The sequence below is a fragment of the Nonomuraea africana genome (genome assembly GCF_014873535.1).
Lineage (GTDB): Bacteria > Actinomycetota > Actinomycetes > Streptosporangiales > Streptosporangiaceae > Nonomuraea > Nonomuraea africana.
In genome coordinates this window covers 8,064,071-8,078,340 of the sequence record NZ_JADBEF010000001.1, presented here as the reverse complement: position 1 = coordinate 8,078,340, position 14,270 = coordinate 8,064,071, and the positions used below count along the sequence as shown (strand labels likewise).

At 68.9% G+C, this 14,270-nt stretch carries 12 protein-coding genes and 1 pseudogene; 5 read left to right on the top strand and 8 right to left on the bottom strand.

Annotated elements, in window-relative coordinates; all coding sequences use genetic code 11:
* Positions 1-67: 67 nt before the first annotated feature.
* From nuoK to H4W81_RS48035, 3 genes and pseudogenes are all read right to left on the bottom strand, one after another.
* Positions 68-349, bottom strand: a pseudogene (gene nuoK / locus H4W81_RS48040) (NADH-quinone oxidoreductase subunit NuoK); the annotation flags it as partial.
* Positions 349-915, bottom strand: a complete 567-nt coding sequence (locus H4W81_RS38585) for an NADH-quinone oxidoreductase subunit J family protein (protein ID WP_192779314.1) — start codon at positions 913-915, stop codon at positions 349-351. The pseudogene nuoK and the gene H4W81_RS38585, both read right to left, overlap by 1 nt.
* Positions 915-1,997: a 4Fe-4S binding protein gene (locus H4W81_RS48035; protein ID WP_225960664.1), complete on the bottom strand. Its 1,083-nt coding sequence runs from the start codon at positions 1,995-1,997 to the stop codon at positions 915-917. Before H4W81_RS48035 ends, H4W81_RS38585 begins: the two co-directional genes overlap by 1 nt.
* 313 nt (positions 1,998-2,310) lie before the next feature.
* On the opposite strand from H4W81_RS48035, the gene H4W81_RS38575 reads away from it, so the two are divergent.
* On the top strand, positions 2,311-3,582 hold the full coding sequence (locus H4W81_RS38575; protein ID WP_192779313.1) for a serine/threonine-protein kinase: 1,272 nt from the start codon (positions 2,311-2,313) through the stop codon (positions 3,580-3,582).
* Positions 3,583-3,754: 172 nt separating this feature from the next.
* On the opposite strand, the gene nuoH is transcribed toward H4W81_RS38575, so the two are convergent.
* The 4 genes from nuoH to H4W81_RS38555 all read right to left on the bottom strand — a co-directional run bounded on the left by nuoH (position 3,755) and on the right by H4W81_RS38555 (position 7,192).
* Entirely contained in the window at positions 3,755-4,708 is a 954-nt protein-coding gene (nuoH, locus tag H4W81_RS38570) for an NADH-quinone oxidoreductase subunit NuoH (protein ID WP_192779312.1), read from the bottom strand.
* On the bottom strand, positions 4,701-5,999 hold the full coding sequence (locus tag H4W81_RS48030; protein WP_318782306.1) for an NADH-quinone oxidoreductase subunit C: 1,299 nt from the start codon (positions 5,997-5,999) through the stop codon (positions 4,701-4,703). The genes nuoH and H4W81_RS48030 overlap by 8 nt, the downstream gene beginning before the upstream one ends.
* On the bottom strand, positions 5,996-6,520 hold the full coding sequence (locus H4W81_RS38560) for an NADH-quinone oxidoreductase subunit NuoB (protein WP_192779311.1): 525 nt from the start codon (positions 6,518-6,520) through the stop codon (positions 5,996-5,998). Before H4W81_RS38560 ends, H4W81_RS48030 begins: the two co-directional genes overlap by 4 nt.
* A 300-nt stretch (positions 6,521-6,820) precedes the next feature.
* The gene (locus H4W81_RS38555; RefSeq protein ID WP_192779310.1) at positions 6,821-7,192 is read right to left on the bottom strand and encodes an NADH-quinone oxidoreductase subunit A; all 372 of its coding nucleotides are present in this window, start codon (positions 7,190-7,192) and stop codon (positions 6,821-6,823) included.
* Positions 7,193-7,290: 98 nt separating this feature from the next.
* Between H4W81_RS38555 and H4W81_RS38550 the strand changes: the two genes are divergently transcribed.
* The 4 genes from H4W81_RS38550 to H4W81_RS38535 all read left to right on the top strand — a co-directional run bounded on the left by H4W81_RS38550 (position 7,291) and on the right by H4W81_RS38535 (position 12,675).
* Positions 7,291-8,739: a polysaccharide deacetylase family protein gene (locus H4W81_RS38550; RefSeq protein WP_192779309.1), complete on the top strand. Its 1,449-nt coding sequence runs from the start codon at positions 7,291-7,293 to the stop codon at positions 8,737-8,739.
* Positions 8,740-8,976: 237 nt separating this feature from the next.
* On the top strand, positions 8,977-10,812 hold the full coding sequence (locus tag H4W81_RS38545) for a 2-oxoacid:acceptor oxidoreductase subunit alpha (protein WP_192779308.1): 1,836 nt from the start codon (positions 8,977-8,979) through the stop codon (positions 10,810-10,812).
* The gene (locus H4W81_RS38540) at positions 10,805-11,854 is read left to right on the top strand and encodes a 2-oxoacid:ferredoxin oxidoreductase subunit beta (protein ID WP_192779307.1); all 1,050 of its coding nucleotides are present in this window, start codon (positions 10,805-10,807) and stop codon (positions 11,852-11,854) included. Before H4W81_RS38545 ends, H4W81_RS38540 begins: the two co-directional genes overlap by 8 nt.
* 269 nt (positions 11,855-12,123) lie before the next feature.
* The gene (locus H4W81_RS38535) at positions 12,124-12,675 is read left to right on the top strand and encodes a hypothetical protein (protein WP_225958995.1); all 552 of its coding nucleotides are present in this window, start codon (positions 12,124-12,126) and stop codon (positions 12,673-12,675) included.
* Between the two features lie 274 nt (positions 12,676-12,949).
* Here the strand turns inward: H4W81_RS38535 and H4W81_RS38530 are convergent, their stop codons facing one another.
* On the bottom strand, positions 12,950-14,269 hold the full coding sequence (locus H4W81_RS38530; RefSeq protein WP_192779305.1) for a hypothetical protein: 1,320 nt from the start codon (positions 14,267-14,269) through the stop codon (positions 12,950-12,952).
* Position 14,270 lies beyond the last annotated feature (1 nt).

Genomic DNA, 14,270 nt, shown 5'->3' with positions numbered 1-14,270 from the left:
GCGTGGACGGGAGCGTACGGCTCGCACTCACGGGAGCGGGCTGGTCCTCGGACAGGTCGCGCAGGTGATCGAGGTCGACGGTCCTGCGGTTGCGATAGAGGGCCAGGACGATGGCCAGCCCCACCCCGAGCTCGGCGGCGGCGATCACGATGACGAACAGCGTGAGGACCTGCCCGCCGTGCAGCCGATCGCGCAGCCAGACGTCGAAGGCGACCAGGTTGAGGTTGACCGCGTTGAGCATCAGCTCGACCGACATCAGCACCAGGATGGTGTTGCGCCTGGCGAGCACGCCGTACACGCCAATGGAGAACAGCAACGCGGCGACGACCGCCGGGTAGACGATGTGCACTACTCCCCCCTGCTCTCAGCAGTCGGGGGTTCGTCGCCTGACTTGATGTCGGTGCGGGACAGCACGATGGCTCCGATCAACGCGGCCAGCAGCAGGACCGAAAGCGCCTCGAAGGGCAGCACCCAGGTGCGGAAGACGCTCGCGCCCAGCTCCTTGGCCGCTCCGCCACCGGGTTCGAGCGGGGTGTAGGCGGTGCGGAAGGCGTCGACGACGACCGCCACCAGGACGCCGGCCGTCGCGAGCGCGACCACGGCGGCGACGAGCCTGTTGCCGCTGTCGAGGTCGGCCGACCGGCCGATGGGCGCGCGGGTGAGCATGATGCCGAAGAGCAGGAGCACCACGACGGCGCCCACATAGATGAGCACCTGGACCCAGGCCACGAACTCGGCGGTCAGCACGACGTAGCATCCGGCGAGCGCGCCGAAGGAGACCACGAGCCAGAGGGCGGCGTGGACGAGCTGTTTGGTGGTCACGACGAGCAGTGCCGAACCGACCGCCACCGCGCCCAAGAGCAGGAAGACGATCTCTTGCCCAGTGGGGGACAGGTAGGAAGGCACCGCGGTCACTAGTCCTCCTCGGGCTCCGCCGCATTGTCGCGCTTCAGCCCGCCTGGCGGACGGATGGTACGTGGATCGGCCATCCGTCGCCTGCGCGGCTCGGTTGCAGAAGTCTGCCCCTCCGGCGGTGGCTGCGGCGACGACGCGCCCGAACCTGTGGACAACTCTTCTTCCGAAGGCCGGCCTGTGGATGAAGCGTCGGGTGCCGGCCTCTGCGGCTCCGGGGGAAGGGCCCCCGGTGGCCGGATGCCGCGCACGTCGCCCATGCGGGTACGCCGCTGGGGCCGTGCCTGCCCCTGCGCTTCTGGGGTGCCCACGCTTGGGCGGTTTGGGCTGGTTTTGTCGGTGGACTCACCCGTCGAGCCCTGACCTGCGGGCCGGCCTGCCGTCCCGGAGGCACCTTCGGCCCCGCGGGCGCCAGCCTGCCCAGGAGCGCCTTCCACCCGAGGGGCGCCCGCCCGTCCTGCCTCGCCCGCCGTCCCAGAGGGACCTGCCGACCCAGACGCGCCCGTCCGGCCTGGCGAGACTGTCGTCCCCGTAGGACCCGCCGTTCCAGGGACGCCGGCCTGACCTGGCGCCCCTGCCGTCCCGGAGGGGCCCGCGGTTCCGGGTGCGCCGGCCGCTTCGCCTTCCGAGGAGGGCGAGGTCGGTTCACCCGTCGCCTCGGTGCGGGCGCGGCGCTCCGCGCCCGCACCAGGCCGGCCACCCTCACCGGCTCCGGTCTCGCCCCGCGCGGTACGGCCCGCCGTACGCGGAGGGCGGGCGCCGGCGGCGAGTTCCTTCGGCGGCTCGGCCCCCGCCTCGTGCGCGGGAGGTGGGGGAACCGTCTCCACCCAGGTCGCGAGCTTGTCCTTCTCGTGCAGAAGGTTACGGATGTCCCCCTCCGCGTACTCGAACTCCGGCGACCAGAACAACGCGTCGAACGGGCACACCTCGATGCAGATGCCGCAGTACATGCACAGGGCGAAATCGATCGCGAACCTGTCGAGAACGTTGCGCTGCCTCGCCCTTCCGCCTTCGGGCGCGGGCAGGGTCTCCTTGTGCGAGTCGATGTAGATGCACCAGTCGGGACATTCACGGGCGCACAGCATGCAGGAGGTGCAGTTCTCCTCGACCAGGGCGATGACGCCGCGGCTGCGCGCGGGAAGCTCGGGGTGCACCTCGGGGTACTGCTGGGTCACGGATCGGCGCAGCATGTGGCGAAGGGTGACGGAAAGCCCCTTTACCAGTCCTACTCCAGGAATCCGCGCCATACCAACATCATGACGCACTATGCGTCGCAGGTGAATGCGCCTGCCCGTTGTCCCCAGGTTTTCCACAGTCATCCACAGGAACCGCGCACGTTATCCACAGGGGTTGTCCACAATCCCGATTCCGTCCCCCCGACCAGATACTCTCTCGCCCATGCCGCACAGCCATCCCCATCGCCCCGGCGCAGGAGCCTGGACGGCCGCCGTCGCCTGGGCCGCGGTCCCGTTCCTGACGTGCGGCATGGCGACGCCCTTCAGCATCGGGTTCGCCGCGTACTGGCTGCAGAGCAAGGCACTGATCGTCGCGGCCGCGCTCTACGGCACCTGCGTCAGCGCGTTCGTCCTCGTCGCGCTCAGCTACGACGACGTCGAGCTCGCCCCTGACTGGCTGTTCGCCCTGGTCGGCCTCGGCCTGCTGATCAGCTGGGCGGGAGGCGTCATCCACAGCGGCATCCTCGTGCCCCTGATGGTCAGGCGCGGCAGGCCGGCCCACCACTTCATCGCGGGTCACGGCGGCCCGGCACACGGCAGGCCCGGCCATGGCCACACCCCCGGACTTGGCAGACCCGCAGGTCGCGGGGGCCCGATCCACGATCACACTGGTGGCCGCCCTGTGCACAACCGCGCCACCGTGCCCACGGGCGCCGCGCGCCGTCCAGGCGAGCCAGAGTGGATCGGCCACTACCGCGTGCTGCGCTCCCTCGGCCGCGGCGGCCAGGGCGCGGTCTACCTCGCGGCGGCGCCCAACGGCACGCAGGTGGCCGTCAAGGTGCTCCACGACCTCGGCGACGAGTTCGCGCGCAACCGCTTCGCCCGTGAGGTCGACGCGGCGCGCAGGGTCGCCACGTTTTCCACAGCCAGGCTGCTCGATGTCAACATCAGCCCCGAGCACGCCTACATCGTGAGCGAATACGTCGCCGGCCCCTCGCTCGAGCAACTCGTCCGCACCCACGGCCCGCGCGACGAGGACAGCCTCACCCGGCTCGCGCTGTCCACGGTCGGCGCCCTCGCCGCCATCCACAAGGCGGGCGTCGTCCATCGCGACTTCAAGCCGAGCAACGTCCTGATCGGCTCCGACGGCCCTCGCGTGATCGACTTCGGCATCGCGCGCTCCCTCGACAGCTCGACGATGACGGGCAAGGTCGCGGGCACTCCGCCTTACATGTCGCCTGAGCAGCTATCCGGATCAACCGTCGGCCCGCCGTCCGACGTCTTCAGCTGGGCGGTGACGATGACCTTCGCGGCGACGGGCAGGCCCGCGTTCGGCGAGGACACCGTGCCCGCGGTCTTCAACCGCGTGCTCAACCTGCACCCCGACCTGTCGTCACTGCCGCCCTCGTTACGCGGGATCGTGGGCGCCGCGCTGGCCAAAACCCCCTCCGACCGCCCCACCGCGTCCGCGATCATGCTCGCCATCGTCGACTGACCTTCCCGTACGGCAAGCCCACCCAAGCCCACCGTGGTCACCGCGCACCGCCCGTCACCCCACGCTCCTCCAGCCGACTTCGGCCGACCGCCGTCACATCGCCCGCAAACGACAAGGCCACGCGTCCGAGAGACCCCGTGGCCCGCCCCGCCGTACCCACAAGCAGGAACCGTCAGCCGATGAGGACCTTGACCACACCGGTGAACGCGAGCTGCACCAGGGCGAGAGGAACCAGACCGACCCACGCGAGCCGCTGCAACTGGTCCTCCCGCAGCCGGGGAAAGCTGACGCGAAACCAGATGATCACGAACGCCAGCGCGAAGACCTTGAGGAACGTCCAGACGACACCGGGCAGCAACGGGCCGTGCCAGCCCCCGAGGAACAGGACCGTGGTGAGGAAGGAGAGCACCACGATGCCGACATACTCCGACAGCATGAACAGCGCGAAACGCATGCCCGTGTACTCGGTCATCGGCCCCATGATGATCTCGGACTCGGCGATGGGCATGTCGAACGGCGGCCGCCGCAGCTCGGCGAGGCCCGCGAGGAAGAACACGATCGCGCCGATCAACTGCCAGGGCAGCCACCACCACTGCCAGGCCTCGACGATGCCCGGCAGGGAGAGCGTCCCCGCCGCCATGGCGACGGAGGAGGCGGCCAGCACCAGGGGGAGCTCGTAGGACATGAGCTGCGCGGCTGAGCGCATCCCGCCCAGCACCGAGTACTTGTTGGCCGAGGCCCACCCGGCCATGATCGACCCGAGCACGCCGATGCCCATGACCGCGAGCACGTAGAACAATCCGAGATCGAGATCCACCCCGACGAGACCGGGGCCGATGGGGACGACGATCAGTACGAGGAGATAGGGGACGAGCGCGACACCGGGCGCGATCTGGAACACCCTGCGGTCGGCGGCGGCCGGGATGACGTCCTCTTTCTGGGCGAACTTCACCCCGTCCGCGATGAGCTGCGCCCAGCCGTGGAAGCCTCCGGCGTACATCGGGCCGAGACGCGACTGCATGTGCGCCATGACCTTGTGCTCGGTCTGACCGACGATGAGCGGGAGGAGCAGGAACACGAGCAGGATGACGACGAACCTCAGAACGATGTCGAGGACTTCACCCATCGGGCTCCTCCAGGGGCGCACGCGATTCAGAAGACTGCGATGACGAAGACCCCGACGAACCGGACTCCCCCGACTCGGCTGAGCCCGAAGCCCGCCCTTCGTCGGGCGGTGCGGAACCAACCTGCTCCGAGCCTGAGGAGGCCCCAGGCCGCCCAGACGAATCCGGCCGCTCGACCGACGCGGAACCGGACTCCCTCGGCGTCGGCGTCGGGGCAGACGAGGACCCCGCTGCCTCCTGCGAACGGCGGTGCGCACCCCCTCCCCCTGAGCCACGATCCCCCGGACCCCGATGAGACGCCCCCGAATCAGCATCTTCCGATGACTCGGATACTGAAGCCTCGGAGGCTGAGGAACCTGACGAAGCCACCTCGCCCGGATCCGTAGTGGGCACGGGCAGTCCAGAAGGAGCCGCCTCCCCCAAACGTGTGGTGGACGAGGGACTCTCCGATTCCGCCGGTGGGGTCTCGGACGCCGGTGGGGCCGCGGGCGCCGATGGGGACGCAGTCGCGGGTGGAGTCTCAGCCGAAGGCGGGGTGGGGGTCGATGGTGGTGTCTCCGACGCGGGTGAGGCCTCGGGCGCCCGTGGGGGCGCAGTCGCCGGTGGAGTCTCAGCCGAAGGCGGGGGCGGGGTCGATGGTGGTGTCTCCGACGCCGGTGGGGCCCCGGGCGCCCGTGGGGGCGCAGTCGCCGGTGGAGTCTCAGCCGAAGGCGGGGGCGGGGTCGAAGGCGGGGTCTCCGACGCCGGTGGGGTCGAGGGTGGGGTCGGGGTTGTGGGCCATTCGGCGGGGACGCCGGGTGGGAGGGTCTTGCGGCGGCTGGGGGCGCCGTGGCCCGACTCGCCAGGTTCCTTGGCGCCAGGCCAAGCCTTCGCGACCCGTGCCGCCAGCACGAAGTCCTTCCGAAGCGGATATCCCTCAAAACCTTCAGGCAGCAACAGCGGCACCAGATACGGGTGATCATCGAAGATCACGCCGAACATCTCGAACGTCTCCCGCTCGTGCCAGTTCGCCCCCCGATACACCCCCACAGCGGACGGCAGGTGCGGGTCCGCGCGCGGCACCCGCGTCCGCAGCAGCAACCGCTCGTGCGTGGACGGGTTGTAGACGTGCGCGACGACGCCGAACCCGTCGGGCGGCTCGTCCACCCCGCTGAGCCAGTCGAAGAACTCGTAACCGGTGTCCCTGCAGTACGTCAGCAGTTCGATCCAGTCGGACGCGGCGACGTCGACCGTTCGCTCACCCCATGACTCCGAGACCTGGGCCCTGTCCCCGAAACGCTCGGCGAGGGTCACGCGTCCTCCCCGTGGGCACGCGACCACACGTAACGGTCGCCGAGCCGCTCCTCGGCGATCTTCTCCTGCAGCTTCATGATGCCGTGCAGCAGCGCCTCCGGCCGCGGCGGGCAGCCGGGGACGTAGATGTCGACGGGGATGATCTGGTCGACGCCCTTGGTCACGCAGTAGGAGTCCCAGTACGGGCCGCCCGTGTTGGAGCAGGCGCCGAAGGAGATGACGTACTTCGGGTCGGGCATCTGCTCGTAGAGCCGCTTGACGGCAGGGGCCATCTTGTCGGTGACGGTGCCCGAGACGATCATCAGATCCGCCTGGCGAGGCCCGTTCGCGAACGGGATCACCCCGAAGCGGATGAAGTCGTGCCTGCTCATCGACGTGGCGATGAACTCGATCGCGCAGCACGCGAGACCGAAGTTGAACACCCAGAGGGAGTAGCGCCGTCCCCAGTTCAGCACGAAGCGCATCGGCTTGGGCGCCAGCCGGGAGACCGGCCCCACAGTCGGCATCGGAAGATCGGCCATGACACCTATTCTCCAACGCCCGCCGCTCCAGGAGTAGAGGGGCACTCCGACATCCCACATCCCGGCACCGCCAGTGTGCTCCTCGGGTCTCTACGGCAGGAGTTGACACCGAGGGAGGACGCGGAATGGGTGATCCGGAGAACTCGAGAGGGCCCTCCGGAGCGGGGTGCGGACTGGCGGGCGGGTACTAGGGAGACCGAACCACATGGGGAGATCTCGGCCCGGGCCAAGGTGGAGGTGAGGGCGAACGCGGAGGTGGAGGTGAGGTTCAGGTGAGCGAGGTGCTGAGGGCCCGGTGTCTTACGTCCACGTCAGGACGCGTTTCTTCCACGCGTACAAGATGCCCAGTGCGATGAAGCCAAGGAACACGAACATCTCCACCAGGGTCGTCATCCCGTACCCGGGCGCTGCGAACACCATCGCCCAAGGGAACAGGAAGACCGCGTCCACCGCGAACACCACATACAGGTACGTGAACACGTAATACCTGATCTGCGACTGTGCCCACCCCTCGCCGACCGGGTCCACCCCGCACTCGTACGTGGTCAGTTTCTCCACCGTCGGGCGGGTCGGGCGCAGCAGGCGGTTGGCCGTCAGGGCTCCCGCGACGATGCCCACCCCGATGACGAGCAGCGCGAAAACCAGCGTGTAGGAGCCGAAGTAGCCACCCATGTGCTGATCGTAACCCCACCCGTCTCTCACCCAAAGGCTCTGTTCGCTTAAACCCAAACGACAGTAAAGAGGTACAAGACCCCCATAACCTGTCCTCCATGCCCAAAAAGCGATTCTTCGGAGGAATCGCGCTTATCGCCGCTGCCTCCACCGGCTGCGGCATGGCCACCGCCTCCCCCGAGCGGGAACTCACCATCCCCGCAGAGCCCACGATGATCAGTTTTGTCGACCCCTCCCACGTCGACGGGCTGACCACCAGGACACTCACCTCAGGTGACGCAGGCGGCAGGGAGGTGCACATCGTCTACCCCGATCTGCGAGACGCCCCCGATCTCAACCGCAAGCTCGACGACCTCGCGCAGACCCGGCTCCGCCGCTTCACCGAGTCCACCGAGTCCACCGACGCCGACGCCCCCCGCCCTCGTCCCGAGCTCAACGTGGACTGGCAGCTGACCGCCGCCACCGACGACATCGTGGGCGTACGGCTGCGCACCGGTGAGTTCGCGGGCGCCAACTGGGCCAACTCCCTCCACACCGTCTGGTACGACCGCGTGTCCGAGAAGGTCGTCGACTCGCCCGGCCTGGTCACGAGCCTGAACCCGCTGACCACGATCGTCCGCGAGCAGCTGAGGAAGCGCGGCTCCGAGGTCGACTACGACGCGGTGCGGCCCGACCCCGACCTGTTCGACTCCATGGCCTTCAACCCGGCGGGCGACCTGGTGGTGGAGTTCGACGACTACCAGGTGGGCCCTGGCTCGCTGGGCAGGGTGGCGGTGGCCGTACCGGGCGAGCTGGTGGAGCCCCTGCTGTCGGAGACGGGACGGCGGGCGCGCGAGGCGGCGAAGGAGGCGACGCCCTCGCCGGCCATCAGCGGGACGCCGACCACGAGCCCACCGGCCACGAGCGCCAAGGCGGGCGGCGTGGACTGTGAGAAGGACAAGTGCGTGGCGCTGACCTTCGACGACGGGCCGGGGCCCTACACCGGCGAGCTCCTGGAGGAGCTGAGGAAGGCGGGCGCGCGGGCGACGTTCTTCACCGTGGGCACGAACGTGGCCGCCAGCCCCGAGCTGGTGGACGCCATGCGGGAGCAGGGCCACCTGGTCGCCAACCACACCTGGTCGCACCGGGACCTGACGAAGCTGTCCAGCAGCAAGATCACCGACGCCATCGGCAGGGCGCAGAGCGCGATCAGCCTCGAGGTCGGGCAGACGCCCACGCTGCTGCGCCCGCCGTACGGGGCGGTGAACGAACAGGTGACGTCGATCGCCCGCAAGCTCGGGCTCGCGCTGGTGAACTGGGACGTCGACACCACGGACGGGCGGGAGAGGAACCCGGCGGCGGTGGCCCGGCGGGCGGTCGCCGGGGCGCACCCGGGAGCGATCATCCTGATGCACGACGTCCACCGCACGACGGTCGAGGCGGTCCCGGCGATCCTCCGGCAGCTGACCGCGAAGGGCTATACGTTTGTGACGGTCCCGGAGCTGTACGGCTCGGCGGGGATGCAGCCAGGCCGTATCTACTATTCGGGTAAGCAACCCCTGACGTAGGTAAGCCTTCGTAGGGACATATAGTTAGGCACCGTGACTCGAACCGTCCTCTTCGCCCGCCTGCACGTGGACCTGTGCCGGCTCGCGGCTGGGCTGTGTCGCCCCTCCCGTTCTCTCGCGTCGGCCTGACTTTTCCCCGCGTTTACCCGTGATGCGTGTCACGGAAACGTGTGACCCCCGAGGACTTAGCATGGAATACGAGAACGTGCCACGAGCGCAGTCGAGGAGGACTTCGCTGTGACGAAGCAGGTTCAGCAACTCGACAGAGTGATCATCCGGTTCGCCGGCGACTCCGGCGACGGCATGCAGCTCACCGGCGACCGCTTCACGGCCGGGACGGCGGAGTTCGGCAACGATCTGTCCACGCTCCCCAACTTCCCGGCTGAGATCCGCGCGCCCGCAGGCACCCTGCCCGGCGTCTCGAGCTTCCAGCTGCACTTCGCCGACCACGACATCCTGACGCCCGGCGACGCGCCCAACGTCCTCGTCGCGATGAACCCGGCGGCGCTGAAGGCCAACCTGGGCGACCTGCCCAAGGGCGCCGACATCATCGCGAACACCGACGAGTTCACCAAGCGCAACCTGCAGAAGGTCGGCTACGAGGTCAGCCCGCTCGACGACGACTCGCTGAGCGAGTGGCGCGTGCACGCGGTGCCGCTGACGTCGCTGACGGTGAAGGCGCTCGAAGGCTTCGACCTGTCGAAGAAGGACGCCGAGCGCTCCAAGAACATGTTCGCCCTCGGGCTGCTGAGCTGGCTCTACCACCGGCCGACCGAGCACACCATCAGCTTCCTCGAGCAGAAGTTCGCCAAGAAGCCCGAGATCGCCAAGGCGAACATCGCGGCCTTCCAGGCGGGCTGGAACTACGGCGAGACGACCGAGTCCTTCTCGGTGTCGTACGAGGTCAAGCCGGCCAAGCTGCCCCCTGGCGTGTACCGCAACATCTCGGGCAACCAGGCGCTGGCCTACGGCCTGATCGCGGCGAGCGTCCAGTCGAAGCTGCCGCTCTTCCTCGGGTCGTACCCGATCACGCCGGCCTCCGACATCCTGCACGAGCTGTCGCGGCACAAGCGGTTCGGCATCCGCACCTTCCAGGCGGAGGACGAGATCGCGGGCGTCGGCGCGGCGCTCGGCGCGGCGTTCGGCGGCGCGCTGGGCGTGACCACGACGAGCGGTCCCGGTGTGGCGCTGAAGGCCGAGACGATCGGCCTGGCGGTCATGACCGAGCTGCCGCTGATCCTGGTGGACGTGCAGCGGGCGGGCCCCTCGACGGGCATGCCGACCAAGACCGAGCAGACCGACCTGCTGATGGCCATGTTCGGCCGCAACGGCGAGTCGCCGGTGCCGATCGTGGCGCCGAGCACGCCGAGCGACTGCTTCGACGCGGCGATCGAGGCCGCGCGCATCGCGGTGAAGTACCGCACGCCGGTCTACCTGCTGTCCGACGGCTACCTCGCCAACGGCTCCGAGCCGTGGCGGCTGCCCGAGGTCGGCGACCTCCCCGACATCTCCACCGAGTTCGCGGTCAAGACCGACGAGGCGTTCCTGCCGTACAAGCGCGACGCCGAGACGCTGTCCCGTCCGTGGGCCATCCCCGGTACGGCCAGCCTCGAGCACCGCATCGGCGGCATCGAGAAGGCCGACGGCTCGGGCAACATCTCCTACGACCCGAACAACCACGACCTCATGGTCAGGCTGCGCCAGGCCAAGATCGACGGCATCGACGTGCCCGACCTCGAGGTCGACGACCCCGACGGCGACGCGAAGGTGCTGGTCCTGGGCTGGGGTTCGACCTACGGGCCGATCGCCGCTGCCGTACGCAGGATCAGGAAGGCGGGCGGCAAGGTCGCCCAGACACACCTGCGCCACCTCAACCCGCTGCCGGCCAACACCGGCGAGGTGCTCAAGAGCTACGACAAGGTGCTCCTGCCCGAGATCAACCTCGGCCAGCTGGCGCTGCTGCTGCGCGCGAAGTTCCTGGTCGACATCATCAGCTACAACCGCGTGCGCGGGCTCCCGTTCAAGGCCGAGGAGCTGGCCGGAGTCATCCAGGACGTGATCGACAGTGAGTGAGACCGTGAACGGCGTGCGGCAGGGCCTGGCCCTGGTCCCGAAGGCCGACACCAAGCAGACCCTCAAGGACTTCAAGTCCGACCAGGAGGTCCGCTGGTGCCCCGGCTGCGGCGACTACGCCATCCTGGCCGCGGTGCAGAGCTTCCTGCCCGAGCTCGGCCTGCGGCGCGAGAACATCGTGTTCGTCTCGGGCATCGGCTGCTCCAGCCGGTTCCCCTACTACCTCGACACCTACGGCTTCCACTCCATCCACGGTCGCGCGCCCGCGATCGCGACGGGGCTGGCCGCCTCCAGGCCCGACCTGAGCGTGTGGGTGATCACGGGTGACGGTGACGCGCTGTCGATCGGCGGCAACCACCTGATCCACGCGCTGCGCCGCAACGTCAACCTCAACATCCTGCTCTTCAACAACAGGATCTACGGTCTGACCAAGGGCCAGTACTCCCCCACCTCCGAGATCGGCAAGATCACCAAGTCGACCCCGATGGGCTCGCTGGACAAGCCGTTCAACCCGATCTCGCTGGCGCTGGGCGCCGAGGCGTCGTTCGTGGCCCGTACGATCGACTCCGACCGCAAGCACCTGCAGTCGGTGCTGCGCGAGGCCACGGCGCACAAGGGCACGTCGCTGGTGGAGATCTACCAGAACTGCAACATCTTCAACGACAACGCCTTCGAGCCGCTGAAGGACCCGGAGGTCCGCGACGACATCACGCTGCGCCTCGAGCACGGGCAGCCGATCGTGAGCGCGTCCAAGGCCGTGGTGAGGTCGGCGAACGGCGGGCTCTACGTGGTGCCGCTGGCGGAGGCGGGCGACCGCGTGCTCGTGCACGACGCGCACAACCCCGACCCTTCGGTGGCGTTCGCGCTGTCCAGGCTGGACGAGCCGGCCTTCGAGCACGTCCCGATCGGCATCTTCCGCCAGGTCGAGCGGCCGTCCTACGACACGCTGATGGCCGAGCAACTCGAGGAGGCCGTGGCGCAGAAGGGCCCCGGCGACCTGAGCGACCTGCTGATGGGCGGCGACACCTGGCGCATCGGCTGACGCCGTCCCGTCTCTGAAGCTGATGTCTCCGAAAAGGGGGCGGCCCTCGGGCCGCCCCCTTTTCGCGATCCGTCGAGCCCCGCGACGCAGTAACGTTCGCCGGTTTTGGACCGATACACCTCGACGCTCGCTGCGATCAGGGGGGGACGGACATGGGGACGCTGCAGGCCTTACGCAACCGGTTCGTGGACGCGCCGAACTCGGTGGGGGCCCGGGCCCGCCGGCGCCGATGGGACCGGTTCGCAGCGACATTTCCCGATATTTCGGAGATGTCGGTGATCGATCTGGGCGGCACCTTCTCCGCCTGGGAGCGAGCCCCTGTCAAGCCCGCCAGCCTGCACCTGGTCAACCTGATGGACCCGCCCGCCGACCTGCCCTCATGGGCCCGCGCCGACACGGGCGACGCTACTGAGCTGCCCAAGGCGATCATGAAGGGCGGCTACGACCTCGTCTACTCCAACGCGGTCATCGAGCACGTCGGCGGCCACATCCGCCGCGAGCGCTTCGCCGACAACGTGCGCGCCCTCGCCGACCGGCACTGGGTGCAGGTGCCCTACCGCTACTTCCCCATCGAGCCGCACGTGCTCTTCCCCGGCTTCCAGTTCCTGCCCGTCGCGACCAGACGCCTGATCATCAGTCACTGGCCACTGGTGCACACCGCCCCGCGCGACCGGCTGCACGCCCTGCGCGACGCGATGGAGGTCGAACTGCTCAGCGTGACGGAGATGCGCTACTACTTCCCCACGTCGCGCATCAGGTACGAGCGCATGGGCGGCCTGATCAAGTCCATCATAGCCATCGGCGCCCCCAAGGCCCCTTGACGCGTCCGCCCGGCTCCCCCGGCGGCTGCTCGCCGCCAACACGATCAGCCCTGCGGGCACCCAGATCAAGCTGGTGCCCGGCGACACCCGGACCACGTGCTCGGCGGGGTGACGGCCTCTGTCAGGTACATCGCGTGGAGCATGCTGCCCATCAGCGCCACCGTGGGCGGGCTGCGGTGAGCTCTACGGCGCGCGCCGACCTCTGAGTGGTGGTGGCGCAGTTGCTCGGTCTGGTCCCCCTGCTGCTCTCGCCGCTGCGCCGGATGCGGGGCCGCTAGGGAGTGATCTTGTAGATGTGGTAGCTGTGCTCCGCCTGGAAGGTGTCGGTGAAGCGGCCGTTGTCCACCGGGATCGTGCGGTTCTCGAAGAGCACCTCCACCTCGCCCGAGGCGGCGAGCTCCGGTGGCAGGGTCAGCGACCGCTCGCCCGGCTGGTCGCCGCGCTCGATCATCGCGAAGACGTAGAACGAGCCGTCGTGCCCCTTCAGCATGGTCTCCAGGCCCTTGCCGAAGTCGAACACGTACGACTGGGTGTTGAGCACCGGAGCGAGCTGCCCGATCTGCTTGTTCACCTCGGTCGCCGCCGCCCTGACGTCCTTGTAGCAGGGCTCGCGCAGGGCGTGCTGGCTGGTGCAGGGGCCACCGAAGCTGTGGTTGAAGTAGAGGATGCCGCGGGCCTCGTGGATGATCGAGCTCATCACCGCGCCCTTGAGCTCGTCGGGCTTGATCGTGCGCACGCCCGTGCCGTTCTGGTCGCTGAAGGGCCAGCCGACCTCGACGAAGTTGTAGACGGGCTGAAGCTTGCCATCCATCGCGTCCAGCGCCCGCTGCTTGTCCATCAGCCAGCCGTAGTCGGCCGCCCGTGGGCACTCGTTGTCGGGGAACTTCAGGATGGTCTTGGCTTCGACGCAGATGCCCGCGTCGGTGTACCAGTACATGTCGGTCGAGACGATGTCGGTGTAGCCGTTGACGAACTGGCTGTTGTCCTTGTCCGACCACCACAGGCCGACGCCCTTGCCGTAGTTGGCGTAGTACATGCGGCCGTCGCCCTCGGGCAGCTTGTCCTTCAGCGTCTTCATCGCGGTGAAGCCGCAGCCCTCGCCCTTGGGCGGGATACAGGGGTCGCCCGCCCCGCCGAGCCTGCCGTCCCACTGGGCGTTGCCCGGCCGGGGGAACATGTCGGCCTCGTCGGCGATCAGCCAGCCCACGGTCTCCGTGCCGGCGCCGGGCAGCGGCTTGCTGGTGATCGCCGACATGCCGTGCTTGTCGATCAGTCTCGGGCTGCTGTCGTCGGTGAGCTCGACGTAGAGGTTGAGCCCCGCCTCCTTGTCGGTCAGGACGTCCTGGTCGGTCAGCACGGACTCGTACCACACCCCGATCGGGAAGAACGCGGGATCGGCCCATCCCCTCGCCTTGGCGGCCGCGAACTTCTCGTAGTAGGCGGGGCCGCCCTCCCACGGCACCCTCGGCAGCTTCAGCGTGAGGGGCATGCCGCCGGTGCCGCCGCGCGGCTGGGCCGCCGGACCGGCCAGGAACACGGCCGCGACGACCAGCGCCACCACCGCCACCCCTCCGAGCACGTATCTCTTCCGCACG

What these genes read in the sequence shown, in the direction of transcription:
- nuoH (WP_192779312.1), bottom strand. Translation starts at nt 4,708, where the DNA reads ATGGGTGAAGTCCTCGACATCGTTCTGAGGTTCGTCGTCATCCTGCTC.
- H4W81_RS38550 (WP_192779309.1), top strand. Translation starts at nt 7,291, where the DNA reads ATGCCCAAAAAGCGATTCTTCGGAGGAATCGCGCTTATCGCCGCTGCC.
- H4W81_RS38575 (WP_192779313.1), top strand. Translation starts at nt 2,311, where the DNA reads ATGCCGCACAGCCATCCCCATCGCCCCGGCGCAGGAGCCTGGACGGCC.
- H4W81_RS48035 (WP_225960664.1), bottom strand. Translation starts at nt 1,997, where the DNA reads ATGCTGTGCGCCCGTGAATGTCCCGACTGGTGCATCTACATCGACTCG.
- H4W81_RS38555 (WP_192779310.1), bottom strand. Translation starts at nt 7,192, where the DNA reads ATGGGTGGCTACTTCGGCTCCTACACGCTGGTTTTCGCGCTGCTCGTC.
- H4W81_RS38535 (WP_225958995.1), top strand. Translation starts at nt 12,124, where the DNA reads ATGTCGGTGATCGATCTGGGCGGCACCTTCTCCGCCTGGGAGCGAGCC.
- H4W81_RS38560 (WP_192779311.1), bottom strand. Translation starts at nt 6,520, where the DNA reads ATGGCCGATCTTCCGATGCCGACTGTGGGGCCGGTCTCCCGGCTGGCG.